This window comes from Mesorhizobium sp. M0615 (assembly GCF_040320805.1).
In the GTDB taxonomy this organism is placed as follows: domain Bacteria; phylum Pseudomonadota; class Alphaproteobacteria; order Rhizobiales; family Rhizobiaceae; genus Mesorhizobium.
In genome coordinates, this window is the sequence record NZ_JAMYQI010000004.1 from 149,206 (window position 1) to 171,367 (window position 22,162).

Genomic DNA, 22,162 nt, shown 5'->3' on the forward strand with positions numbered 1-22,162 from the left:
GAATACTGCATGTCTGTGCTATGCTCTTTCCGACGCATTGGGGAGTTTCATGAAACGTCTGCTTCTCGCATCTACTTTCCTGATTTCGGCTTGCGGCGCGGCGTTCGCCGCCGACGTGATTGAGACCGTACCGGCAGGGTTTGTCTGGTCGGGTGGCTATGTCGGCATCAACGCCGGCTATGGCTGGGGACGCGGTGACGCGGTCGACCAGACGGATTCCTTCTTCGACGAGGAGCTTGGTCAGACCCATGACGTCGATACCGACGGCTTCCTCGGCGGCGTTCAGGCCGGTTACAACTGGCAGTCCGGAGCATTCGTCTATGGCGTCGAAGCCGATCTGGGCTATCTCGGCATCGAGGGCGACAGGACTATCGTCGAAGAGCCGGACAATTTCGGATCGGCGAAACTGGGCGTCTATGGCGATCTGACGGCACGTCTGGGCTACGCCACCGACAGGCTGCTGATCTACGCCAAGGGCGGCGCGGCGGCGACTCACTACAAATTGAGTTATGGCGATACTTTCGATTTTGACGGGGTGCCCGACCCGGACAGCAGCGCATCGAGGAGCGGAGGCCGCTTCGGCTATACGATCGGTGGCGGTGTCGAATGGGCCTTCGCCGACAAATGGACCACGAAGCTGGAATACCAGTACTTCGACTTCGGCAAGGTCCGTTTGACAGATATCGAGGGCAACGACGCAAGGGTGAAGATCGACGCCCATACGATCAAGATCGGCCTGAACCACAAGTTCTGATCGATCCGTCGTTCCGACAATTCAGATGGCGTCGCAACCAAGTGACGCCATAACGTTGTCCGGGGCTGGCAGCTTCCGGCGTTCGGCGTTGCGGCTGACAGCAGATCAGGTCGCCGGAGCCTGCTTCCACTCGAAAGTCAGCTCCTCGCGGAAGGCGAAGCGCTTGATGTGATCGGCAACGACGCTCTCCATGCGCTCCAGCGATCCACTTTCATCCGTCGACACCGTGATATGCAGCGCTGCCGCATCGGCATCGAGAACCGTGCGGCCGAGCGACAGATCGATGGTGCCGTGGTTTGGATCGAACTCGACGGGAAATTTGTGCGCCCAGTGCTTGCACAGCTGCTGCAAATAGCGGCTGGCATATGCGGTGGTGACATCGGCACGGCTGGTCGGCATAAATGAATTCTCCTGGATGAGGCACTGGCTCTGTTTGGCTGGCGCGACAGGCAGGTAAATAGGTGCCGTTGCTCGAAATGGCAAAGGCGGCCGGCTTGTCGGCGCGGCCGCCTCGCTCAAGATGGCGTGATCGCTACCAGGTGCCGGTGTTCGGCATCGATGCCCACGGCTCGGCCTTGGGCTTGGCCGGGCCCTTCTGCAGCAGTTCGAAGGAGATGCCGTCCGGCGACTTGACGAAGGCCATGTTGCCGTCGCGCGGCGGCCGGTTGATGATGACGCCATTGTCCATCAGATGCTGACATGTGGCGTAGATGTCGTCGACCTCATAGGCGAGATGGCCGAAATTGCGGCCGCCCTTGTACTCCTCCGGATCCCAATTGTAGGTCAGTTCGATCAGCGGCGCCTTCTCAGTGATGCCGCTTTCTACATCCTCGGAGGCGGCGAGGAAGATCAGCGTGAAGCGGCCCTGCTCGTTTTCGTAGCGGCGCACTTCCTTCAGGCCGAGCTTGTTGCAGTAGAAATCGAGCGAGACATCGACGTCGGCGACACGGACCATTGTGTGGAGGTAGCGCATGGGATTTCCTCGGGGATGTTTGGGTTGCGAGGCAACATAAGGTCCACCCCGCCGGAGGGCAACGAGCATCGGACTGGAAAAGTGATCACCGGTTTTTGGAAAATCAGGTTGCTCTGACAAAAGCGTCCGACCACAAGTGGTTGCCGATTTCGGCAAAATCCGATGCAAATTGCCGACCGGTTGACGGCCTTGACGGATCGCCATTGCAGCCGGCAGCGACGCCGGCAAACAACAAGTCAGCTATTCCTGTATTCAACCGTGAAAAAAGGCACGGCAGGTCTTGCACACCCCGGAAGCGGCGGTGTTAATCTAATGTCAAGAATCACTTGCGGTTTTCTTGAAAAAAAGGGGGCGTTCTTATGGGGGATAAGGCCTCTTTCACGAGGCGGGATGAGAACCTTGACGACGCCCTGAAGCGCGACAGTGGCGGCGATAGCGCCGACCTTGTCGAAATCGCCGGCGCCATCAAATGGTTCGACGTGGCCAAGGGCTACGGTTTCATACTACCCGATGACGGTTCCTCGGGCGACATCCTCCTCCATGTCACCTGCCTTCGAAAGGACGGTTTTCAGACGGCATTGGAGGGCGCGCGTGTCGTGTGCCTTGTCAAGCATGGCGACCGTGGTTTGCAGGCTTTCCGGGTGCTGTCCATGGACACCGCGACCGCGGTCCATCCGGCCGAGATGCAGGAACAGCGCACCCATGTGGCGGTGACGCCGGAAAGCGGGCTCGAGCGGGCGCTGGTTAAGTGGTTCAACCGCACCAAGGGCTTCGGCTTTCTGACGCGCGGCGAGGGCACCGAGGATATCTTCGTCCATATGGAGACGCTGCGCCGCTATGGCATCACCGAGCTCAGGCCCGGACAGGTCGTGCTGGTGCGTTTCGGACGCGGTGACAAGGGCCTCATGGCTGCCGAGATTCACCCTGATATGGGCACCTTGCCGGTCGCGCATTAGGACGCGAGCCTTCCTGAGGAAGTCAGGACGGCGTTTTTCTTGGTTTCACCACGATCTTATCCGAATACCTGAGACCACTTTTAGGGATCATGGTCTTTGGTCGAGGATTTCCAATGGCGTACAGGAACTGGCTGACAGCGGGCGCGCTCTGCGTCATCGTTGCGGTAGCCGCAGGCGCTTACTTCTATTCCGGGCAGCCGACCGCATCCCAGCAGACGATCGCCGGCGGTCAGGCGATGATCCTTCCCGTCGATCCGACACCCTTGGTCGTGGCGACGAAAGGGGGCGATAAATCCTTTTCGATCGAAGTCGCCGACACCGACTCGGAACGCGAGGCCGGCCTGATGTATCGCCAGGATATGGCCGACAATCATGGCATGCTGTTCGTCTTCGAGATGCAGAAGCAGGTCGGCTTCTGGATGCACAACACGCCGATGCCGCTCGACCTGATCTTTGTTGGACAGGACGGCAAGGTCCGGGCCGTCAAGCACGGCACTCCATTGTCCGATGCAGTCATCTCGCCGGGTGTGCCAGTGCGCTTCGTGCTGGAGCTCAAGGCCGGCACCGCCGCCAAAAACGGCATCGACTATGGCGATCTGCTGCGCCATCCGGCCGTCGGCACGGTGTCCGGCCCCGGCATGCCGCCATCGGACAAGGGCAACGCGCCCACGCCCGGCGCCGGCTGAGCCGCTCCCGATGCAATTCTTCTCCCATGACGGGTTCGACTTCGCCTTCCTCGACCGCCAGCCGGCGTCGGGGGCGGGCGATCCGGTGCTGATGATCCACGGCTTTGCCTCCAGCCACTATGTCAACTGGGTATCGCCCGGCTGGTTCAAGACGCTGAACGATGCCGGCTATCGCGCCATCGCCTTCGACAATCGCGGCCACGGCTCGTCGTCGAAAAGCTATGACGAGGCCGACTACACCCCGGCCAAGATGGGCTCGGACGCGGCGGCCCTGCTCGACCATCTTGGCATCGGCCGCGCGCATGTCATGGGCTATTCGATGGGCGCGCGCATCGCGGCGTTCCTGGCACTGTCGGATCCCGACAAGGTGGCGACGCTTGTCTTCGGCGGGCTCGGGATCGGCATGGTCGACGGCGTCGGCGACTGGGATCGGATCGCCGAGGCGCTGCTGGCCAACGATCCGGCCGCCACCAGCCATCCGCGCGGTCGCTCGTTTCGCGCCTTTGCCGATCAGACGCGCAGCGACCGCCGCGCGCTGGCCGCCTGCATCGCCACGTCGCGCGAACTGCTCAGCGAAGACGACATGACGCGCATCGCCCAACCAACGCTGATTGCGGTCGGGACGACAGACGATATCGGCGGCTCGCCCGACGAGCTCGCCGCGCTGATGCCGAACGCCAAGGTGTTTCACATAGACGGCCGCGACCATATGCTGGCTGTGGGCGACAAGACCTTCAAGCAGCGGGTTTTGGAGTTTTATGCCGAAAATCCGCTTTAACCGGTAAGCGATTTTCGGGCGATATGGATTGGGCGGCCGGCGAGGGGTGGCAAACAATGGCACAATGGGGAAGAAGCGCCGAGCTCTGCCGGGCGCCGTCGTGACAAGCAAGTTCGGCAAGCGTTCCGTCATCCTGGCGCTGCTCGCCTTCGGTGCCGGTGTGATGGCGCTGACCACAATGGTGGCGCTTCCGACCCACGCATCCGAGCGTGCCCAGAACATCGCCACGGGTTTCTTCATGGCGGTTTTCCTGCTGGCAGGGCCGTTGGCGCATATTGCCGGATTGATTTTCGGGCTGATGGCGCTGGTGCGTTCGAACGATAGCCGCGTGCTTGGGGTCGTCGGCATCCTGCTCAACGGCGGCTCCCTGGCGGTTGGCTTCCTGCTGCTTGTGGCAATGGCATCGACGATCGGCGCTTTCACCTGATCGGGGACGAGTAATGGCCGGATGGGGAAGAAGCACGATAGCAATGCCCGGCGTGGCGGGGCGGAGCAGCTTGGGCAAACGCTCGGTGATCCTGGCCCTGCTGGCGTTCGCAATGGATTTTGCGGCGGTGGTCACGCTGGCGTTGATGCCAGGCGAGGCGTCGCTGGCCGCTCAAAACGTCCTCGGCGGGGTTTTTCTGCTGGTGTTTCTCGTTGCGGCGCCGCTGGCGCACATCACCGGCGTGGTTTTTGGCTTGATGGCACTGGGACGTTCAAACGACAATCGTGTCCTCGGCATCGTCGGTATCATCCTCAACGGGCTGTCGTTGGTGATCGGCCTGTTCTTTGTTTGGGCGGCCACCAAGTCCGTTGGCGCCTTCAGGTGATCGATCTTCGTCTGGCTTGCAGCCGGAGGCGGTGCCGCTTTGGTTGACCTTCTCGTCACCTATATGGACATGCGCGAACCGAATTCGGCGCCGGCTTTCGACTGCCCGCTATCGGGCGCCACGGTGGCGCGTGAAACACTTGATGTGGCCGACTATATCAGCCTCTACCACGCGGTCGGCGAGCCCGTGCAATGGGACCAGCGGCTGCGCATGCCGGCGGAAGACCTCGAGCGCCTGCTGGCGCTGCCCTCGACACATATCCACGTGCTGCGCGTCGAGGGCGTGGCCGCTGGCCTGTGCGAATTCAACGGCGTCGGCCAGCCTGAGGTCGAACTGGTTCATTTCGGGCTGATCCCCGTCTTCCACCGCCGCAGGCTTGGGCCATTCCTGCTCGACCAGGCGCTTCGCGCCATCTGGTCGCGGGCGCCGCAAAGGGTCTGGCTTCATACCGACACATACGACCTCCGGCCGCGCAATCGGTCTACAGGCGCGCCGGTTTCAAAGCCTATGCGCAGCGCATGGAGACATTTCCGGATTAGGATTTGAGCGTTTCTAGAGACCGCGCCAGGTTTTGCCTGGCCTGGGGCTCGAACCTGTGGCGGAATTCCTGCGTGTGAAAAATATGCTGGCGCGCGAGGAAAGTCTTGAGAATCGCGCCGCGACCGGCGCGCCACATCGGCTCCTCGACCCAGCCATATTCGCGGCGGACCGCTTGTTCATAGGCGTCGAAAGCGTCGGCTGACGCACCCAGGATCGCCAGGTCCATGTCGAGGAAAAGCGCTGCGTCGCGGAGGGCGTTCTCATCGGCAAGGCACCGTGGTTGAAGGCTGGGCAGTTCATGCGTGGCGGTGGCGACGATCATCGCCGCTATGCGGCCGAGGCGCTCCGGATCGGTGCGGGCGGCAAGTTTGTCCTGCGCAAGTGCCGCACTCCTGGCCTCGTTGTCCTTGGCGCGGCTGTCATAGATGGCGTCATGGAACCAGATTGCGGCTTCGACGGCGCCGGAATCATGCAGCGATGCTCGATATTCGTCCGCCAGCGCCAGCAACGCCTCTATATGGGCGAGGTTGTGATAGTGGCGATCCGGAGCTTGATAGAGCGCGGAGAGCGCGCGTTTCAGCGGAGCGTCGATCAAGGGTTCGTTTTCCATGGCGGCTTGAATTTCCGTGAACCAAATCCATTTCACCGAGCACTAAGGAAAATTGAGTTCAATCGTGCTATGATCTGGCTTATATGTGCCGCCGGAGAATAGGCAAGCGGCCAGGACGCAGGACAAGACGTCGATGAACAGCATCAGCATTTCCCGCCCCACAATGGTCCAGCCGATCGATCCGATCTGGCGTTCGGTCCGCGACGAGGCGATGGAAGCGGTCAACCGCGACCCGCTTCTGGCGGCGTTCCTCTATTCGACCATCCTCAACCAGGAGAGCCTGGAGGAAGCTGTCATCCATCGGCTCGCCGAGCGGCTCGCGCATCAGGACATCGGCTCCGACCTCATCCGCCAGACGTTCAAGTCGATGCTGGCCGACGACAAGGAATGGTCGTCGATCGTGCGTGTCGACATCCAGGCCTATTACGACCGCGATCCGGCCTGCGACCGCTTCATCATGCCGGTGCTCTATTTCAAGGGTTTCCATGCCATCCAGACGCACAGGCTGGCACATTGGCTGTGGAATCAGGGCCGCAAGGATTTCGCGCTCTATCTGCAGAGCCGCTCGTCCTCGGTGTTCCAGACCGACATCAACCCGGCCGCCCGCATCGGCAAGGGCATCTTCATCGACCACGCCACCGGCCTCGTCGTGGGCGAGACGGCGGTGATCGAGGACGATGTGTCGATCCTGCATGGCGTGACGCTGGGCGGCACCGGCAAAGCCGGCGGCGACCGTCACCCCAAGATCCGTTACGGCGTGCTGATCGGCGCCGGCGCCAAGATTCTCGGCAATATCGAGATCGGCCATTGCTCGAAGATCGCGGCAGGCTCGGTCGTGCTGTCGCCGGTGCCGCACAACAAGACGGTTGCCGGCGTACCGGCCCGCGTCGTCGGCGAGACCGGTTGCGACCAGCCTTCGCGGCAGATGGACCAGCTTTTGCCGTCGCAGTCGATGGATCAGGTCGTCAGCTTCGACATCTGATTTGCAACCCGGCGTGCCGGACTGAGTCCGGTTGCCGGCGCCGTTGCAGCTGGAGCATGATGCCGAAACGTGTGAGGCGGTTTTCGGACGACATCATGCTCTACCTCCTTGATTTAGAGGCGGATTTGGATTCGACCTGAAATCATCCGGCCCCAGGGTTCGCGTTCTATCCAGCCGGCTTGCCTTTACATCGCCATTGTCGACGTGCCAGAAGCGCGTTCCAACGAGCAAGCCCGACGATCGGAGAAGACTTTTGAAGCCGGACGAAATCAGAAAGCTGGACGCCTATTTCAAGCGCGTCTTCCAGAATCCCAAACTCGAGGTGAAGGCGCGGCCGCGCAAGGAAGATTCGGCCGAGGTCTATGTCGGCGACGAGTTCCTCGGCATCGTCTTCAAGGACGAGGACGACGGCGACTATAATTTCTCGATGGCGATCCTCGACATCGATCTGGCCTGAGCCCAGACGGCTACGGACTTCGGCGATTGGCGGCAGCCAGCTGCGCCATCGTCATCCCGGGGAGAAGCAGCCGCAGAGCGGCGTCGCTGAGACCCTGGGATACATTCCGGGCCTCGGCTCAGGAATGTGGCGGTCCAGAACTGCCTCTGCTGCTTCCCAACAGTAATTCTGCACCGCTTCGCTGCCTTAAGGGCATGGAACGGATCCTCGGGTCCGCGCGGCTTCGCGCCCGTGTATGACAAAAGCAGAGGGCCGCTACCGTGCGGTCTTTAAGACGCGCGTGGCCTCGGCAACGATAGCGGCGTCAAGCGCCGGCCAGTTGCCCAGCAACTCCCGGGGAAAGCGGTAGGTCAGGCTGAGGCTGTCGCCGACCTGGATGTCCCGCTCGCAGGGCGCCAGCGATTCCTCGGCGCTCGGTCCGCTCAGGCAGCGGGCGACGAACGGGTCCTTGCCGGGCCGGCCGGCGACCGCGAGCACCTCGTTGAGATAGCCTGATTTTTCCGTAAAACCGTAAATCGTCGTGCCGCCGGGGCCGGGCGCGCCGGGCTGGCTGATGAGCGCGCTGTAGATCGGCGCGAAACGGCCGCTCATGTCGCGCGACATCATCTGCGGTTCGAACGACAGGAAGATGATGTTTTTGGCCGTGCCCGTGTGGTTGAAATCGTCGCGTGCGGCTTCGCTGTAACCGTCCATCTGGGGATAGCGCAGATAGAGGTCGAGGCGCGAAGCGATGCCGTCGCGCCGCGCCTGTAGGAAGCGGATGGCGTTGGCCGGCACGGCAATGACATTGTTGCCGATCACCACCCGGTGGACCGTGGAGTCGTCGGTGTAGCCGGCCATGGCGATCGAGCGGCCGAACCATTTTCCGCCAAGGCTGATCGCCAGCGACAGCAGCGCCAGTGCGGCAAAGGCATAGAACACCCGCTTCATCAGCACGGAATCGACGACGTTGAACTCTTCGGCGGTCGCTGCCTGCTTCATCGCAATCCCCATAGTCGCCGCCGTCTGTCCCTGGGCGGCACACATGCCGTGGCACGGCTCTTGCTGCGCTGGACGCGACTGTGCGATCTCATGGTAAACGGAAGGTAAAGATGAGCCTGCTGCTGCCCGTTCTCTTCGCTTTTGCCGTCGGGCTCACCGCCTGCGGGCTTACCGGGTCCGTGATGGAACTGGCGGCGGGCCGCCGGCTTGCCTTTGCCGAGCCTTATGTGTCGCCGGAGTACATCCTGCGCTCGCTGGCCACGACCGCTTGCGCCGGGCCGTTCATGCTCGCCAACGATGCGCTCGATGCGCGGCGCGAAGGCCGCATTTCCACGCTCATGCTGATGTCCTGCGGCTGCACGGTGATCGCCTGGGCGCTGGTGCTGGGCATCGTGCTGATCGCCATTGCCTCCTGGGGCATCAGCTCTCCTGGTGCGCTTCAGCTTTTGGTGGAATCGCTGGCGCGGTATTTGCCTTGAGGCAATTGCGGGAGAAAACCGGCACGCGGTTTTCCTCGGATTGTTCTAGGGTTTGTCCCGGCCTGCGACGAATCGGAGACTGCAAATGCCGACCTACGCAATCGACGGAAAAGCGCCCCGTTTCGAGGATGCCGACAGCAACTGGATCGCGCCGGACGCTACGTTGATCGGCGACATCAGCGTCGGCCGCAATGCCGGCTTCTGGTTTGGCGTGGTCATCCGCGGCGACAACGAGGCGATCGTCATCGGCGCCGACAGCAATGTCCAGGAACACACGGTGATGCACACCGATCCCGGTTTTTCCCTGACGATCGGGCAGGGCTGCACGATCGGCCACCGCGCCTTGCTGCATGGCTGCACGATCGGCGACAACAGCCTGATCGGCATGGGCGTCATAGTCCTCAACGGCGCCAGGATCGGCAAGAATTGCCTGGTCGGCGCCGGCGCGCTGGTCACCGAAGGCAAGGAGTTCCCCGACAATTGCCTGATCGTCGGCTCGCCCGCGCGGGTGATCAGGACGCTGGACGACGCCGCGGTCGCCAGGCTGCGCGCCTCGGCCGCGCACTATGTCGCAAACGGCAAGCGCTTCAAGGCGGGGCTGAAGAAGGCCTGAACTCTATTCCTGTTTGACGATGATCTTTTCCGAACGGCAGGTCAGCGCAGCAAAAAACCGGTTCTCACTTTTCGCTGCCGCGGTCCTTCGGCTCGGGATCATGGTCTGAAATGGTGGAGCCGGCCCGGGGACGGGGCCGGCTCCTTAAAACCCGGTCGTTGGGGACGGGGAGGGTGGGGACTCGACCGGGCTTTCTCGTTAGGCACGTCGCATTATTCGATGTGCTTGACCTCTGTGATGGCGTCCTAGCGGACGCTGGCAACCGCGTCGGCGCGACCGTCATTGATCGTCACCCACACGCCGGAATTCTGGTCGGACTGGCGCTTCAGGTATGTATAGTCGGTGTCGGTCCAGGACAGCACCTTGGACTCCAGATTGTCGAGGATGAACTCGCCGAGGCTGGTGCGCACGGTCAGCACCGCGTGGCCGTCGCCATTTTGTTGGCGCGCCACGGTCATCAAGAGATTGCCGGCGGGAACGCCGATCGCCATCAATTCGCGGCGCTTCTCCAGCGCATAGTCCTCGCAGTCGCCGAAGCCGCTGTCGGGATAGGACCAGACCTCTTCCTTACCCCACATTTCCATGTCGGTGCGCGGCACGATCCGGGTGTTGACCGAATTGTTGACGTCGACGATCGCCGCCCACAGCTTGCGGGTCAGTTCGACCGGTGCCTGCTTCGGCGTGCGCTGAGCGCACTCCTGCGGCAGCTTCTGGCAGAATTCGTAGTGACCGACCGGCTGTGTCGTGCGGCCGCCAGTGTGCATGTAGGCCGGTCCTGCTGCTTGCGCCGTTCCCCAAGCGGAAAGCTGCATCGCCATTGCCAAGAGCAACAGCTTGCCCCACGTCTTTGCCATTCGTCAGTCTCCCCGTTTGAGGAGACAATGACAGCGTTGGATTTATTTGACGCAAAAACCCGAAGTAGACATTGAGTAAAACCTCAATAGAATACGCGTAAAATTTGACCTATTTTAATATAAAATCGTTCAGGTCTCGGCGTAAAACCGCGGTGTCGGGGCGCGGATTTCCGGGTGGAGCCGTGGATTTGCTGCGTGCCGCTACAAGCTGGAGAGGCAGGCGGAACGCCGGCAACAAAAAACCGGCCGCGCAGGGCCGGTTCGTTTTTGCTGCCTGTTGCCGATCGTTCAGGCGCGCGGGGCGTTGAACTCGGAATCGAGCGTTTCCGGGCGCTGGATGACGGCGAATTCGATGGCGACGCCATCCTCGAAATGACGCACCACCTGGCCACGCATGGTGCCCAGCATCACCTGGATGCCGAGCGCCGGCTTGACGTCGATCTCGACCGCCGCGCCCGACAGCGACAGGTCGATGATGCGGCACTGATACTGGCGCCCGTCGGTGAGCTGCAGCACGCTTGTCGGATTGCGCGGCGCCACGCGTTCGTGGCGGCGGTCTTCCGGCAGGTCGAGTTCATGCTTGTTGGCGAGCCAGGTCAACTGCGCGGCAAGCTTGTCCTTCTTGCGATCCGAAGCAATGACGGTCATGGCGAAGCCGTCCTGCGAGGTGCGCGTCACCACGCCCTCGATGCGGCCGATATGATCGATATAGGCAATGATTTTTTCGCCCGGCATGCCGACGCGCTCGGTGCGCAACGCGACATTGCCCGGCGACATATCGACGACCTGGCAAGGGTGCTCGGTGCGGTCCTCCAGCATGAAGCGCCCGTAGATCTTGACCCGGACGCGCTGAAAATTACGCCTTTCGGCGCGGGACGGTGCGTATTCGACCGCCGCTGACCTCATGACTGCCTACACCCCGTTGGCATTCCCGCGTCGTGCGTGGAATCTCGGCAAAAACTACAGCCAAGCAGGTTAACAAAGGGGAAAAGTAGGCCCCCGATAGTTAAGATTAGCGCCGGCTTGGAGACTATTGCTCGCGCCCGCCGTCGAACACGACGAGGTGGCGGATACGGCGCGACCGACCGAGCGCCGAGATGGTCTCCGGCGCTTCGAGTTCGGGAGCCAACGACGGAACGGATATTTCCGGCCGGTTTTTCAGGAACATCGGTTCCTTGTCGGGATCGATGACGCGGATGGCGTCGATCAGCGCGTCGGTGATCGGGTCGGCGCCCAGCCAGAACGGCTTTTCCACGGCGCTGATGACGCCGAGGCAGCGCGGGTTCTCGACGCCGCCGTCGAGCGGCAGCGCAAGCAACTCGAAGTGGTTGGACCGGCCGCTGCGGCTGAACCCCTCATAAGTGATCAGCACCACGGATTTCTGCTCGAAAACGCCGTGAATGAGGCGCGACACCAGCCGCTGGTCCTTCTCGCGCCATAGCGAGGGGAACGAAAACCCCTTGAGCTCGCGGCCGTAGCCGGCGCAAAGCCTGGTGCCGGCAAGCCGGAACACCGCTTCGCCGCGCGTATCCCTTTCCAGGATGAAGGTGTCGGCCAAAAGCGCCTTGATATCGGCCGGTTCGACTTCCGAACGCTTTGGGGCAGGACGTCCACCACGCAGGCGATTCCAATAATGGAACAGCGCGATTGATCCGTTCTGGTTCATGCTATGAAACTCCGCGCATTCTGCCGTCTGATGGTCCCATCGGTGAACAGAAAGGGCGCCCTCCGATGACCTACATGCGTTCCGGAGCAGGATGCGTGCCAGCGTCGTTAAGACTTGTTCACGGGTCGGGGACGTTAAGGTTAACAAATGGTTTACGTTGCGCGCACAGGCTCGCCATGGCACACCAAAACCACGCCAGAAGCGGTCGTTTCGCGACGACCAACAGCACTTCGGTCAATAGTTTTAGGGGAGCAGGGGGCTCGACCAGCCGTTCAAGGGAAACCTTGGACGGCTTCTTTTTGATTCGCGGTTTGTGATTCGCGCTTTGTGATTCGTAGTTTGTGATTTGTCCGGGCATGGCCTAGATGCTCGCGACACGCAAATCCCTGGATCAGAGCATATGAGCGAACCGGCCGGCCCCCTGGAGACCGAACAGACCGCGGAGGCGCCGCCGCCGCGCCGCGAGCCGGTGTTCAACCTGCCACCGGTGGTGCTGGCGGTGATCGGCATCTGCGTCGCCGTCTTCCTGCTGCAGCAATATGTGCTGACCGAAGAGCAGCAGATAACATTGCTCACCGATGGCGCCTTCATTCCGGTCCTCTACACCGGCCAATACGGTTTCGACTGGTTCCTCTTCACCCGTCCTTTCACCTATGCCTTCATGCATGGCGGCGTTGCCCACATTGCCATCAACATGGTTGCGCTGGCCGCCTTCGGGTCGCCGCTGGCCAACCGTCTCGGCTGGTTCTTGTTCGCCTTGTTTTTCGCCGCCACCGGGCTGGCCGCGGTGGTGCTGTTCTGGGCGGTCCATCCATACGGCGAAGCACCGCTGGTCGGCGCTTCCGGGGCGATATCGGGCATGATGGGTGCGGCGGCTCGCTTCGGGTTCCGTACCGACCGCTCCTCCGGCAGGGCGGCCTTTGCCGGTCCCGTGCTGCCGATCGCAATCGTTTTGCGCATGCGCGGCGTCGTCAATTTTCTCGGCGCCTGGATGGTCATCAATCTCGCCACCGGCCTTTACGGTCTCGGGCTCGGAGAGCCCGGCCAGATCGCCTGGGAAGCGCACATTGGCGGCCTCGTCGCAGGCTTCTTCGGGTTGCGCTGGTTCGACCGGCGCTGGCGGGCGCCTGAATGGGAGATCCCCGACGACCAGCGCACCCCCGACTAGCGCACTCTATTGGCGCACCCCACTGGCACACCCCACTGGCACACTTGAAAAGCAACCGATCACGGCGCACGATGTTCACTCTTATGTGAAGCCGGTCAGGGCGGGAGCTGGCTAGCCAAGCAGGAGGAGGAGGACGCCATGACGGTTAAGGCAATTCTCGAGAGAAAAGGCCATGACGTGTTCACGCTCGGGCCGAATGTAAAGCTCAGCGAAGCCATTCGAATCCTGGCCGACCACAAGATCGGTGCACTGGTCATCACCAATGGCGATCGCAAGATCGTCGGCATCCTTTCCGAGCGTGACATCGTGCGGGTCGTTGCCAGGGAAGGCGCTGCCGCACTTGATATAGCGGTACGCTCGGCGATGACTCCGAAAGTGAAGATCTGCAACGAGAACCACACGGTCAACGAGGTGATGGAGATCATGACCAAAGGCCGTTTCCGCCATCTGCCGGTGGAAAAGGACGGGCTGCTCGACGGTATCGTGTCGATCGGCGACGTGGTCAAGCGCCGCATCGAGGATGTCGAGCGCGAGGCCGACGAGATCAGGGCCTATATCGCAACGGCCTGACCTGACGAAGAGACCGCCGACCGAATACCGGCCGGCGGCGTTCATTCATCGGTTGCCGAGCGGCCGAAAAGGGCTGAAAAGGCCAGCCCGCTGCTCTGCGCTGCTTTGGGCGCTTGTCTCGCGAAGCGGTTTGCACTAGCGAAGACCGATACCCAAATTCGCGAAAATCGCAGTTTTCGCGAGCCAAAAGCGCAGGCCACCATGACCCTTATCGATACCCGCACGCCCGATGCCAAACGTTTGATTCCCGGCGCTACCGGCGATTGGGAGATCATCATCGGCCTCGAGGTTCATGCGCAGGTGACCTCGGAAGCAAAGCTGTTTTCCGGGGCGTCGACGACTTTCGGCGCGGCGCCCAACGCCAATGTCAGCCTCGTCGACGCGGCCATGCCCGGCATGCTGCCGGTCATCAATGAGGAATGCGTCAAGCAGGCGATCCGCACCGGCCTCGGATTGAAGGCGCAGATCAACCACAAGTCGGTGTTCGACCGGAAAAACTATTTCTATCCCGACCTGCCGCAGGGCTACCAGATATCGCAGTTCAAGCAGCCGATCGTTGGCGAAGGCACGATCGTCATTTCGGTCGGTCCCGACCGGCAGGGCGAGTTCGAGGACATCGAGATCGGCATCGAGCGCCTGCACCTGGAGCAGGACGCCGGCAAGTCGATGCACGACCAGCATCCGACCATGTCCTATGTCGATCTCAACCGCTCCGGCGTGGCGCTGATGGAGATTGTCTCCAAGCCGGACATGCGCTCCGCCGACGAGGCCAAGGCGTATGTCACCAAGCTGCGCACCATCGTGCGCTATCTCGGCACTTGCGACGGCAACATGGACGAAGGCTCGATGCGCGCCGACGTCAACGTCTCCGTTCGCAAGCCCGGCGGCGAATTCGGTACGCGCTGTGAGATCAAGAACGTCAACTCGATCCGCTTCATCGGCCAGGCCATCGAGTTCGAGGCGCGCCGCCAGATCGCCATCCTCGAGGATGGCGGCAAGATCGACCAGGAAACCAGGCTGTTCGACGCCGTCAAAGGCGAGACGCGCTCGATGCGCAGCAAGGAAGAGGCGCATGACTACCGCTACTTCCCCGATCCCGACCTTTTGCCGCTGGAATTCGATCAGGCCTATGTCGACGCGCTGGCCAAGGAGTTGCCGGAACTGCCCGACGACAAGAAGGCGCGGCTGATCTCTTCACTTGGCCTGTCGACCTACGACGCCTCGATCCTGGTGTCGGAAAAGCCGATCGCCGACTATTTCGAGCAGGTGGCCTCGGGCCGCGACGGCAAGCTTGCCGCCAACTGGGTCATCAATGACCTGCTCGGCCAGCTTAACAAGGCCGGCAAGGACATTGAAAATGCTCCTGTAACACCGGAGCAGCTCGGTGCCGTGATCGACCTGATCAAGGAAGGCACCATCTCCGGCAAGATCGCCAAGGATCTGTTCGAGATCGTTTGGAACGAGGGCGGCGATCCGCGCCAGCTGGTCGAAAGCCGCGGCATGAAGCAGGTCACGGACACCGGCGCCATCGAGAAGGCGGTCGACGAAGTGATCGCCGCCAACCCCGACAAGGTCGAGCAGGCTCGCGCCAAGCCGACCATGGCCGGCTGGTTCGTCGGCCAGGTGATGAAAGCCACCGGCGGCAAGGCCAACCCGCAGGCGGTCAACGATCTGGTCAAGGCCAAGCTCGGTATCGAATAGAACAATGTTCGTCCGCACCGCCAGCGAACGTGACCTTGCCGCTGTCCGCGCGCTGCTGGTCGAAACCTGGCACGCAACCTACGACGCGATCTATGGCGCCCAGCGGGTGATCGAAATTACCGACGACTGGCATTCGATCGCCTCGCTCAAGGCGCGGCTGACAAGGCCGAACTCGGAATTCCTGGTCGCCGATGACGGCAAGCGTATCGGCGGCATGGCTTTTGCCGCCGCAACGGCGGATGCGAAGATCGTGTTGCTGAACCAGCTCTATGTACTGCCGGCCTGCCAGCGGCAAGGCATCGGCCAGGCCTTGCTGGACGAGGTCGAAGCCAGCTTTCCCGAGGCGAACAGGTTGCGCGTCGAGGTGGAAGAGGCCAACGTGCCGGCCATCGCCTTCTACCGTTCGAAGGGATTTTTGCCGGTCGGCAGCACCGCCGATTGCGGCGGCGGTTCGGGGTTGCCGGCGCTGATCTTCGAGAAGCCGCTGGGATAGGCGTCCGACGAAACGCTCAGTGCTGTCCTTTCAGCACGACCAGATAGCCGCGTTCCACCGGCTGCCGGAAGGCGATCTGTTCGGATGTGCCCGGATCTTTCGATTGCTTTTCGATGACGTAGCCGCCGGGGTGAGACTTGAGCCATTCCTCGGGCTTGTCGGCGTTCTCGAATGGCTTCTCTATTCGCCCAAGGAAACCGACCTCGCCCTGATAGTCGTAAGCGACGGCCCAGTCCGCGTCCTTTCGTTCGTCGATGAAGCTCGCCAGCGGCGTGAGATCGTAGCGTTTGAACACGGTCGCCGAGGCGGCGGCGTGGCCGATGGCGAAAAGGGCAAGCATGACAAAGGCCGTCGCCCTCAGCCTGGCGACTGAAATCTCGGCCATGAAGTAGCCCAGCAGAATGGTCGCGAATGGTAGTGCCGGCACGACATAGTGCGGCTGCTTGCCGGATATGGCGCTGAAGACCAGCAGCACCGCAATGAACGAGAACGACAGCAGGCGCAGGGCACGCAGATCCGGGGATTTGGTGTCGATCAGGCTGCGTATCCGGGCAACCGGCCTCAGCCGCCACACCGGGGGGATAAAGGCCCAGGGCACGAACATGAGCGGCAACAGCATCAGGTAAAAGTAAAACGGCCGGCCATGCGAATTGTGCAGGCTTCCGGTAACCCGACCCGCCGACTGGTTCCAGACGAGGTCGTAGACGAAACTGCCCTTGGTCAGGATGGTCGCGGGCGCCAGCCATATGGCGACCGGGACAAGGGCGGCGAGAATTGCCAGGCCGGCTCCGGCAAAGAACTGCAAAGGGGCAACAAGGCCGGCTCGCCGGTCACGCCAGAGGGGATAGAGCAGGACGGGCGCGCCGATGTGAATGAGCACGACCGGGCCTTTGGCCAGCACGCCGAGCCCGATGAAGAGACCCGCCAGCACCGCCTGCCGGCGGTTGCCGGTCCTGGCGAAGCCCAGCAACGCCAGCAGTGCGGCGACCACGCAGGCCGTCAAAAGCATGTCGAACAGGATCAGGGTCGAATAGATGACAAAGACGGTGCTGCCGGCCACCAGCCAGGGGATGCGGCTGGCGATGTCCTGGCGCTCGGGAAACAGGGTTTTGGCCAGAAGCGTCGTCAGCCAGATGACCAGCGACGAGGCGGCGAAGATGACGAGCATCGCCGCCGCGCGGCTCACACCGAAGATGTTCCAAGAGAGATCGATGAGCCAGAACAACAGCGGCGGCTTCTGCAGATAGGGCGCAAAGTTCATCGTCGGTACGAAGACATGTCCACCGAGATACATCTCCCAGGCGACGCTGAGATAGCGCGTCTCATCGACCGGCAGTAGCGGACGAAAAGCGAGCGCGATGCAAAGCAGGGCCAGCAGGAAGAGGTAAGGCAGCAGCCGTTCAATTCGTGTCGGTATCAAGTTCGGGGACCGCCCAGGAAATGGTTTCCACGTCCGGTCGTGCACGATGCACCGTCTCCGGACCGGAGCAGAACCGCACCATGATTTTGGCCGAATTGCAACGATGCCGGCTTGGTATTGTGGATTACGCCTGCGTACCGGCAAATAGTTGAAAGATTTGACGATTGGCTCAGAGTATGGCTTCAGGCCGAGCGCAGCGGCGGCGTCAATTCGCGCATCAGGAGTTCCAGCTCTCGCTGGTCGCCGGTGGCGGTCTTGTCGAAGATGGTTGCCAGCTGTGATTTGACGGTGCCGTCCGAGACGCCGCTGGCAGCCGCGATTTCACGCCGTGTCAGCCCGGCGGCGACATGGCCGGCGACACGCTTTTCCGCTGCGGTCAGTCCGAACAGCGCAGCGATCGCTTCCAGCGCCGGCACTGATGCGGCGCCGGCGGCGGCAATGAAGATGGCCGCGGCGGCGCGCGGCGATATGCGGGCCGAAATGTCGCGTCGCGCCAGAGGCATGACATGCGCCACCGCCGGAGACATGGCCTTCACCAGCGGAATGTTGATGCCGGACGGTCCGAGCGCGAATTCGTCGCGCGTGCCGAGCTGGACGGCGCGACCGATGGCGGTGTTGGCGTTGGCATAAGCGAAGGACAGCTGGCCGCGCACCGAGGACACTGAGGCGGTTTCGGTGAGCAGGGCTTCGGCTGCCGGATTGGCGAAAATGATCTGCATATCGTCGGCGACGATCAGCACTGGATGGTCGAGGCTCTCAAGGATCGAGCGAAAGACGTCGGCCTTGCGCCGCTCGGCCTCGAACAGGTCGCCGATGGTCACCGCACGCCGGACATGGGGGGCCAGCCTGGACATCAGGTCGATATCCCTGGCTGAAATCTGGGGCCTGTCCTTGTCGGTAACCACCATCAGCGTGCCGGTGCGCGCCGGCTGCTTCATCAGCGCCACCCAGAAAAAATCGTCGAGACGGTTGGGTTCCACCCACTCGCGCACGATGCGGCTTTCGAGCCAGTTCTGGCGAGCGTCAGGGCCTTGCAGGGCGTAGACGCTATCGACGGTGAACGGCATGTCGATTTCCATCTTCGGCACCGCCTTGAAGAAGGGCACCTCGCAGGCGTAGTCGCGCTGCAGCGGCTCAAGCAGAACCGGATCGCCGCAGGAAGTCGAAAACCGGGCCGAGTTTCTCGCCGTATCGACGACCGCCAGCATGGCAAGCCGGCCGAGCGCCAATTTGCAGATTGATTCAAGCGTCGATGGCCAACGGCCGACATCGACAATCGAATCGTAGATTGCCTCGACGATCTGCGGCAGGGCGCGACCGAATATGTTGGCCTGGACAGACACGTAGAGCCTCGTAAGGATTGCAGCGTAGTGGCAGGTCACACACTGTCTCTGCCTGGGGTCGCACACAACATAGCCGGCTTGGTTACGTCTGTGAAACGTCTCACAGCGGCGTTCGGTGTATCGTGAGCGCTTACGGGCTGGCCAGAACGTACCTGATGAGCCGTCGTCTAAGAGCACTCGGGCCGCTCTGCGATACAAATCAAAGTGAACGGAATTGGAATTTTTCAGGGAATAAATGAGGAAACTTCCACATTGTCGATCAACCTGGTTCTGCCAAGCCACGCCGCGGCAAGCAGGCGGCCATTGCCGTCACGCCGCCACGAGGTGAGCGTCAGGCTCTCGCGCGCGGCGACATAGTCGACGCTGTCGAAGCCTGCCTCGAGAAGCGCGGCAGTGGCTTTACCGGTCACGCCGTTTTCATCGGCACCGGCCGCGAGCGCTGCCGCCGTCTGGCGCAAGATGACATTGAGCTGTCGCGCGACGTCGAGCTCGGCGGCGTTGAGATAGGCGTTGCGCGACGACATTGCCAGGCCATGCGCATCGCGCACGGTTGGCGCGCCGACGATGTCCACCGGCAAGTCGAGATCGCGGCAGAGCTTTCGGACGACGCAAAGCTGCTGGTAGTCCTTCTCTCCGAAGACGGCGTAGTCGGGCAGGGCTTGCAGAAAGAGCTTGGCCACCACCGTGGCGACGCCCTCGAAGAAGGTCGGCCTGAAATCCGATTCCAGGCCAGAAGACGGGCCGCCGACCGAAATCTTCGTCGCAAAGCCTGCCGGATACATTTCGGAAACCGTAGGCGTGAAGGCAAGCTGTGCGCCGGCCTCGGTCAGCCGGTCGAGGTCGCGGGCCAGCTGCCGCGGATACTTGTCGAGATCTTCAGTGGGGGCGAACTGGGCCGGGTTGACGAAGATCGAGACGACGCAGCGATTGGCGGTTGCGAGCGCGGCCCCGACCAGCGAGATATGGCCGTCATGCAAAGCGCCCATGGTCGGCACCATGGCGACGCTCAGGCCTTCGCGCCGCCATTCGCGGATCTGCGCGCGAAGGCCGGGCACGGTGTCGACGACGAGCGGCTGGCTGATGGGGGGCCGGTTCATGCCTTGTCCTTGTCGCTCGCGGCTGAAAAGACGTGGCCCGGCCCGGGGAAGGTGCGGCTGCGCACCTCCGCCGCGTAGCGCGCGGCGGCATCGGCGACCACGCTGCGCAAATCGGCGTATTCCTTGACGAATTTCGGCACCCGGTCGACCGTCAGGCCGACCATGTCGTCGATGACCAGGATCTGGCCGTCGCAATCGCGGCTGGCGCCGATGCCGATGGTAGGAATGGTAATGTGCCGGGTGAGGTCGGCGGCAACGGTCTCGACCGTGCCTTCGATGACCAGCGAAAACGCGCCGGCCTTTGCGACCGCGTCGGCGTCGCGCATGAGCGCGGCCACATTCTCCGGGGTGCGGCCCTTGATCTTGTAGCCACCGTCCTTTTCCACCGATTGCGGCTGCAAGCCGATATGGCCCATCACTGGAATGCCGGCCGCGACGATTGCGGCGATCTGGAGGGCGACGTCGACGCCGCCTTCCAGCTTCACCGCCTGGCACCCGGTTTCCTCAGAGATGCGGCGCGCCGAGGCAAGGGCTTGCGCGGCCGAAGTCTCGTAGCTGCCGGCCGGCATATCGACCACCACGCAGGCCTTTGCCGAGCCGCGCATTACGGCCTGGCCATGGGCGATCATCATCTCCAGCGAGGCGCCGAGCGTGGTCTTGTGCCCATGCAGCACCATGGCAACGCTGTCGCCGACCAGGAGAAGGTCGACATGATCGTCGAGCAGGCGGGCGACGGGATAGGTGTAAGCGGTAAGGCATACGATCGGCACGCCGCCCTTGCGGGCGCGTATTGTCTCCGCACTGATCCTGGCGGCAGCTAAGGCCATTCCTCACCTCCCGCAGCCGGCGTTGACTACAGCGCCGCGCGTCCCGTGGACGCGCAAAGGACGCTGTAGCACTTGGGTTTGCGCATGATCCTTTCCGAAAATCGATTTCGATTTTCGGGGTCATGCGGCAGCGCCGGGCGATGAGAGCTTTAGGAAGACGCAGCCGGCTTGGCAAGCGTCGGTTCGCAGGTGCGAAATGGATCGGCCAATGACCGAGCGTTTCGGCATGCCGTCAGTGCCGCAGGCGCCGCAAAACCCTTGCCTTCGCGGAGTCCTGACGCCATAAGCAGGAAGCAGGCACCGCCGTGCGCCCCGCGAGGATCTGAATGAAAACTTTCCTTCTGCAGTTTTTCACCTGGTGGAACCGCCAGACGCTGGGAACCCGTTTTCACACATGGCGCCACGGCAACAAGGTCGGCCAGGATGGGGCCGGCAACGTCTACTACGAAGGCGGCGTCGATTCGGAAGGCCGCACCCGCCGCTGGGTCATCTACGCCAATTATTCGGAGGCGTCGGCGATCCCTCCGGGCTGGCACGGCTGGATGCATCACCGCGTCGATGTGGCGCCGCCAAGCGACGACTATCGCCCGCGCGAATGGGAAAAGGCGCACGAGCCGAACCTGACGGGAACACCGGCGGCTTATCGCCCGAAGGGTTCCGTGCTCACCAATCAGCACCGTCCGCAGGTGACGGGCGACTACGATGCGTGGACGCCTGGTTCTTGACCGCCGGCCGGTCCTTTGTCGCCACAATTGGCGTTTAGCTGCTTGCTGATATGACAACGGCGAATAGCCTTGGGCGTGACAGAATCACCCGGGCCCAAACCACCGGTATCTCCGCATGAACATTTTCAGCCTGACATCGATGGCCGGACTGGCGGCAATTGGCGCTGTCGCCATGTTCCCGACAGCGTTTGCCGCGGCGCAGGCGCCTGCGGCAGCACCGGCAATCTCCGATCGCATCACCAATCCGGTCGCCGAATTTGCCGGCATCGACAAGATCACCGGCCGTATCATCACCTTCGATGTCTACATCGACGAAACCGTGCAGTTCGGCGCTTTGCAGGTGACGCCGCGCATCTGCTATTCGCGGCCGGAGAATGAAGAGCCGAAGACCGATTCCTTCGTCGAAGTCGACGAGATCACGCTCGACCGCAAGATCCGCCGCATCTTCACCGGCTGGATGTTCGCCGAGAGCCCCGGCCTAAACGCCGTCGAGCACGCCGTCTATGACGTCTGGCTAAAGGGCTGCAAGCAGAAGTCGGATGTGCCGCCGCCCGACGCGGCCAGTGCCGAGACGCCCAAGGTCGACGCGTCCAAGCCAAAGCCCGCCGCTGCTCCGGCCGCCGAACAGCCAGACCCCACGGAACCTGACGCGACCAACACCAACTGATCCTCCGGAA

At 62.3% G+C, this 22,162-nt stretch carries 28 protein-coding genes; 17 read left to right on the forward strand and 11 right to left on the reverse strand.

Going from position 1 to position 22,162, the window contains the following annotated elements:
* Positions 1–49 precede the first annotated feature (49 nt).
* Positions 50–754 carry an outer membrane protein gene (locus tag NKI46_RS08065; protein WP_023734420.1) on the forward strand — a complete coding sequence of 235 codons (705 nt, stop codon included), beginning with the start codon at positions 50–52 and terminating at the stop codon, positions 752–754.
* Between the two features lie 105 nt (positions 755–859).
* On the opposite strand, the gene NKI46_RS08070 is transcribed toward NKI46_RS08065, so the two are convergent.
* Both NKI46_RS08070 and NKI46_RS08075 read right to left on the reverse strand, forming a co-directional pair.
* Entirely contained in the window at positions 860–1,153 is a 294-nt protein-coding gene (locus NKI46_RS08070) for a DUF2218 domain-containing protein (RefSeq protein WP_023681521.1), read from the reverse strand.
* A 133-nt stretch (positions 1,154–1,286) separates the two neighbouring features.
* Complete coding sequence (locus NKI46_RS08075) at positions 1,287–1,727, reverse strand: VOC family protein (protein ID WP_023667513.1); 441 nt, start codon at positions 1,725–1,727, stop codon at positions 1,287–1,289.
* A 359-nt stretch (positions 1,728–2,086) separates the two neighbouring features.
* Between NKI46_RS08075 and NKI46_RS08080 the strand changes: the two genes are divergently transcribed.
* The 6 genes from NKI46_RS08080 to NKI46_RS08105 all read left to right on the forward strand — a co-directional run bounded on the left by NKI46_RS08080 (position 2,087) and on the right by NKI46_RS08105 (position 5,505).
* Positions 2,087–2,683 carry a cold-shock protein gene (locus NKI46_RS08080; protein ID WP_027050415.1) on the forward strand — a complete coding sequence of 199 codons (597 nt, stop codon included), beginning with the start codon at positions 2,087–2,089 and terminating at the stop codon, positions 2,681–2,683.
* Positions 2,684–2,796: 113 nt separating this feature from the next.
* Positions 2,797–3,369 (forward strand): DUF192 domain-containing protein, encoded by a 573-nt coding sequence (locus NKI46_RS08085; protein ID WP_023681518.1) that lies wholly within the window; start codon positions 2,797–2,799, stop codon positions 3,367–3,369.
* 10 nt (positions 3,370–3,379) lie between these two features.
* Entirely contained in the window at positions 3,380–4,147 is a 768-nt protein-coding gene (locus NKI46_RS08090) for an alpha/beta fold hydrolase (RefSeq protein WP_352745688.1), read from the forward strand.
* 100 nt (positions 4,148–4,247) lie between these two features.
* On the forward strand, positions 4,248–4,574 hold the full coding sequence (locus tag NKI46_RS08095; RefSeq protein ID WP_156933922.1) for a hypothetical protein: 327 nt from the start codon (positions 4,248–4,250) through the stop codon (positions 4,572–4,574).
* Between the two features lie 70 nt (positions 4,575–4,644).
* A complete protein-coding gene (locus NKI46_RS08100) occupies positions 4,645–4,959 on the forward strand; it encodes a hypothetical protein (RefSeq protein ID WP_023667509.1) in 315 nt (104 codons plus the stop codon).
* Positions 4,960–4,998: 39 nt separating this feature from the next.
* Positions 4,999–5,505, forward strand: coding sequence for a GNAT family N-acetyltransferase (locus NKI46_RS08105; RefSeq protein ID WP_352745692.1), 507 nt, complete (start codon positions 4,999–5,001; stop codon positions 5,503–5,505).
* Here NKI46_RS08105 and NKI46_RS08110 read toward each other — a convergent pair.
* Positions 5,495–6,109, reverse strand: coding sequence for an HD domain-containing protein (locus NKI46_RS08110; protein ID WP_027050421.1), 615 nt, complete (start codon positions 6,107–6,109; stop codon positions 5,495–5,497). The two genes, NKI46_RS08105 and NKI46_RS08110, sit on opposite strands and share 11 nt — an antisense overlap.
* A 133-nt stretch (positions 6,110–6,242) precedes the next feature.
* Here NKI46_RS08110 and cysE point away from each other — a divergent pair, with 133 nt between their 5' ends.
* Positions 6,243–7,091 carry a serine O-acetyltransferase gene (cysE, locus tag NKI46_RS08115; RefSeq protein WP_023691209.1) on the forward strand — a complete coding sequence of 283 codons (849 nt, stop codon included), beginning with the start codon at positions 6,243–6,245 and terminating at the stop codon, positions 7,089–7,091.
* A 253-nt stretch (positions 7,092–7,344) separates the two neighbouring features.
* Positions 7,345–7,548 carry a DUF3126 family protein gene (locus NKI46_RS08120; RefSeq protein ID WP_006200852.1) on the forward strand — a complete coding sequence of 68 codons (204 nt, stop codon included), beginning with the start codon at positions 7,345–7,347 and terminating at the stop codon, positions 7,546–7,548.
* Positions 7,549–7,803: 255 nt separating this feature from the next.
* Here NKI46_RS08120 and NKI46_RS08125 read toward each other — a convergent pair whose 3' ends face one another.
* Positions 7,804–8,529, reverse strand: coding sequence for a hypothetical protein (locus NKI46_RS08125; protein ID WP_023710585.1), 726 nt, complete (start codon positions 8,527–8,529; stop codon positions 7,804–7,806).
* A gap of 110 nt (positions 8,530–8,639) precedes the next feature.
* Between NKI46_RS08125 and NKI46_RS08130 the strand changes: the two genes are divergently transcribed.
* Together NKI46_RS08130 and NKI46_RS08135 are read left to right on the forward strand one after the other, a co-directional pair.
* Entirely contained in the window at positions 8,640–9,008 is a 369-nt protein-coding gene (locus NKI46_RS08130) for a DUF6949 family protein (protein WP_352745695.1), read from the forward strand.
* Positions 9,009–9,093: 85 nt separating this feature from the next.
* On the forward strand, positions 9,094–9,621 hold the full coding sequence (locus NKI46_RS08135; protein ID WP_023667503.1) for a gamma carbonic anhydrase family protein: 528 nt from the start codon (positions 9,094–9,096) through the stop codon (positions 9,619–9,621).
* 245 nt (positions 9,622–9,866) lie between these two features.
* Here NKI46_RS08135 and NKI46_RS08140 read toward each other — a convergent pair whose 3' ends face one another.
* From NKI46_RS08140 to NKI46_RS08150, 3 genes are all read right to left on the reverse strand, one after another.
* Positions 9,867–10,475, reverse strand: coding sequence for a transglutaminase-like cysteine peptidase (locus tag NKI46_RS08140; protein WP_023691212.1), 609 nt, complete (start codon positions 10,473–10,475; stop codon positions 9,867–9,869).
* Positions 10,476–10,763: 288 nt separating this feature from the next.
* A complete protein-coding gene (locus NKI46_RS08145; RefSeq protein WP_023667501.1) occupies positions 10,764–11,381 on the reverse strand; it encodes a PilZ domain-containing protein in 618 nt (205 codons plus the stop codon).
* A gap of 124 nt (positions 11,382–11,505) precedes the next feature.
* Positions 11,506–12,141, reverse strand: coding sequence for a PAS domain-containing protein (locus NKI46_RS08150; protein ID WP_023734413.1), 636 nt, complete (start codon positions 12,139–12,141; stop codon positions 11,506–11,508).
* A 400-nt stretch (positions 12,142–12,541) separates the two neighbouring features.
* On the opposite strand from NKI46_RS08150, the gene NKI46_RS08155 reads away from it, so the two are divergent.
* The 4 genes from NKI46_RS08155 to NKI46_RS08170 all read left to right on the forward strand — a co-directional run bounded on the left by NKI46_RS08155 (position 12,542) and on the right by NKI46_RS08170 (position 16,073).
* Positions 12,542–13,309: a rhomboid family intramembrane serine protease gene (locus NKI46_RS08155; RefSeq protein ID WP_352459067.1), complete on the forward strand. Its 768-nt coding sequence runs from the start codon at positions 12,542–12,544 to the stop codon at positions 13,307–13,309.
* A 138-nt stretch (positions 13,310–13,447) separates the two neighbouring features.
* Positions 13,448–13,879 carry a CBS domain-containing protein gene (locus tag NKI46_RS08160; RefSeq protein WP_352459066.1) on the forward strand — a complete coding sequence of 144 codons (432 nt, stop codon included), beginning with the start codon at positions 13,448–13,450 and terminating at the stop codon, positions 13,877–13,879.
* 201 nt (positions 13,880–14,080) lie between these two features.
* The gene (gatB, locus tag NKI46_RS08165; RefSeq protein WP_352459065.1) at positions 14,081–15,580 is read left to right on the forward strand and encodes an Asp-tRNA(Asn)/Glu-tRNA(Gln) amidotransferase subunit GatB; all 1,500 of its coding nucleotides are present in this window, start codon (positions 14,081–14,083) and stop codon (positions 15,578–15,580) included.
* A 4-nt stretch (positions 15,581–15,584) separates the two neighbouring features.
* Positions 15,585–16,073 carry a GNAT family N-acetyltransferase gene (locus NKI46_RS08170; protein ID WP_023729808.1) on the forward strand — a complete coding sequence of 163 codons (489 nt, stop codon included), beginning with the start codon at positions 15,585–15,587 and terminating at the stop codon, positions 16,071–16,073.
* Between the two features lie 16 nt (positions 16,074–16,089).
* Here the strand turns inward: NKI46_RS08170 and NKI46_RS08175 are convergent, their stop codons facing one another.
* The 4 genes from NKI46_RS08175 to panB all read right to left on the reverse strand — a co-directional run bounded on the left by NKI46_RS08175 (position 16,090) and on the right by panB (position 20,760).
* Positions 16,090–17,493: an ArnT family glycosyltransferase gene (locus NKI46_RS08175; protein WP_352459063.1), complete on the reverse strand. Its 1,404-nt coding sequence runs from the start codon at positions 17,491–17,493 to the stop codon at positions 16,090–16,092.
* Between the two features lie 182 nt (positions 17,494–17,675).
* The gene (locus tag NKI46_RS08180; protein ID WP_352459062.1) at positions 17,676–18,836 is read right to left on the reverse strand and encodes a helix-turn-helix transcriptional regulator; all 1,161 of its coding nucleotides are present in this window, start codon (positions 18,834–18,836) and stop codon (positions 17,676–17,678) included.
* A 224-nt stretch (positions 18,837–19,060) separates the two neighbouring features.
* Positions 19,061–19,918: a pantoate--beta-alanine ligase gene (panC, locus tag NKI46_RS08185; RefSeq protein WP_352745883.1), complete on the reverse strand. Its 858-nt coding sequence runs from the start codon at positions 19,916–19,918 to the stop codon at positions 19,061–19,063.
* Between the two features lie 11 nt (positions 19,919–19,929).
* A complete protein-coding gene (gene panB / locus NKI46_RS08190) occupies positions 19,930–20,760 on the reverse strand; it encodes a 3-methyl-2-oxobutanoate hydroxymethyltransferase (protein WP_352745702.1) in 831 nt (276 codons plus the stop codon).
* A 326-nt stretch (positions 20,761–21,086) separates the two neighbouring features.
* On the opposite strand from panB, the gene NKI46_RS08195 reads away from it, so the two are divergent.
* The gene (locus NKI46_RS08195; RefSeq protein ID WP_023667491.1) at positions 21,087–21,485 is read left to right on the forward strand and encodes an NADH:ubiquinone oxidoreductase subunit NDUFA12; all 399 of its coding nucleotides are present in this window, start codon (positions 21,087–21,089) and stop codon (positions 21,483–21,485) included.
* 115 nt (positions 21,486–21,600) lie between these two features.
* A complete protein-coding gene (locus NKI46_RS08200) occupies positions 21,601–22,152 on the forward strand; it encodes a DUF2155 domain-containing protein (RefSeq protein ID WP_023828633.1) in 552 nt (183 codons plus the stop codon).
* Positions 22,153–22,162 lie beyond the last annotated feature (10 nt).

Bases quoted from the DNA above. Each gene is read 5' to 3' on its own strand.
- NKI46_RS08065 (WP_023734420.1), top strand. From the start codon at position 50: ATGAAACGTCTGCTTCTCGCATCTACTTTCCTGATTTCGGCTTGCGGC.
- NKI46_RS08070 (WP_023681521.1), bottom strand. From the start codon at position 1,153: ATGCCGACCAGCCGTGCCGATGTCACCACCGCATATGCCAGCCGCTAT.
- NKI46_RS08075 (WP_023667513.1), bottom strand. From the start codon at position 1,727: ATGCGCTACCTCCACACAATGGTCCGTGTCGCCGACGTCGATGTCTCG.
- NKI46_RS08080 (WP_027050415.1), top strand. From the start codon at position 2,087: ATGGGGGATAAGGCCTCTTTCACGAGGCGGGATGAGAACCTTGACGAC.
- NKI46_RS08085 (WP_023681518.1), top strand. From the start codon at position 2,797: ATGGCGTACAGGAACTGGCTGACAGCGGGCGCGCTCTGCGTCATCGTT.
- NKI46_RS08090 (WP_352745688.1), top strand. From the start codon at position 3,380: ATGCAATTCTTCTCCCATGACGGGTTCGACTTCGCCTTCCTCGACCGC.
- NKI46_RS08110 (WP_027050421.1), bottom strand. From the start codon at position 6,109: ATGGAAAACGAACCCTTGATCGACGCTCCGCTGAAACGCGCGCTCTCC.
- cysE (WP_023691209.1), top strand. From the start codon at position 6,243: ATGAACAGCATCAGCATTTCCCGCCCCACAATGGTCCAGCCGATCGAT.
- NKI46_RS08125 (WP_023710585.1), bottom strand. From the start codon at position 8,529: ATGAAGCAGGCAGCGACCGCCGAAGAGTTCAACGTCGTCGATTCCGTG.
- NKI46_RS08130 (WP_352745695.1), top strand. From the start codon at position 8,640: ATGAGCCTGCTGCTGCCCGTTCTCTTCGCTTTTGCCGTCGGGCTCACC.
- NKI46_RS08135 (WP_023667503.1), top strand. From the start codon at position 9,094: ATGCCGACCTACGCAATCGACGGAAAAGCGCCCCGTTTCGAGGATGCC.
- NKI46_RS08140 (WP_023691212.1), bottom strand. From the start codon at position 10,475: ATGGCAAAGACGTGGGGCAAGCTGTTGCTCTTGGCAATGGCGATGCAG.
- NKI46_RS08145 (WP_023667501.1), bottom strand. From the start codon at position 11,381: ATGAGGTCAGCGGCGGTCGAATACGCACCGTCCCGCGCCGAAAGGCGT.
- NKI46_RS08150 (WP_023734413.1), bottom strand. From the start codon at position 12,141: ATGAACCAGAACGGATCAATCGCGCTGTTCCATTATTGGAATCGCCTG.
- NKI46_RS08155 (WP_352459067.1), top strand. From the start codon at position 12,542: ATGAGCGAACCGGCCGGCCCCCTGGAGACCGAACAGACCGCGGAGGCG.
- NKI46_RS08160 (WP_352459066.1), top strand. From the start codon at position 13,448: ATGACGGTTAAGGCAATTCTCGAGAGAAAAGGCCATGACGTGTTCACG.
- gatB (WP_352459065.1), top strand. From the start codon at position 14,081: ATGACCCTTATCGATACCCGCACGCCCGATGCCAAACGTTTGATTCCC.
- NKI46_RS08170 (WP_023729808.1), top strand. From the start codon at position 15,585: ATGTTCGTCCGCACCGCCAGCGAACGTGACCTTGCCGCTGTCCGCGCG.
- panB (WP_352745702.1), bottom strand. From the start codon at position 20,760: ATGGCCTTAGCTGCCGCCAGGATCAGTGCGGAGACAATACGCGCCCGC.
- NKI46_RS08195 (WP_023667491.1), top strand. From the start codon at position 21,087: ATGAAAACTTTCCTTCTGCAGTTTTTCACCTGGTGGAACCGCCAGACG.
- NKI46_RS08200 (WP_023828633.1), top strand. From the start codon at position 21,601: ATGAACATTTTCAGCCTGACATCGATGGCCGGACTGGCGGCAATTGGC.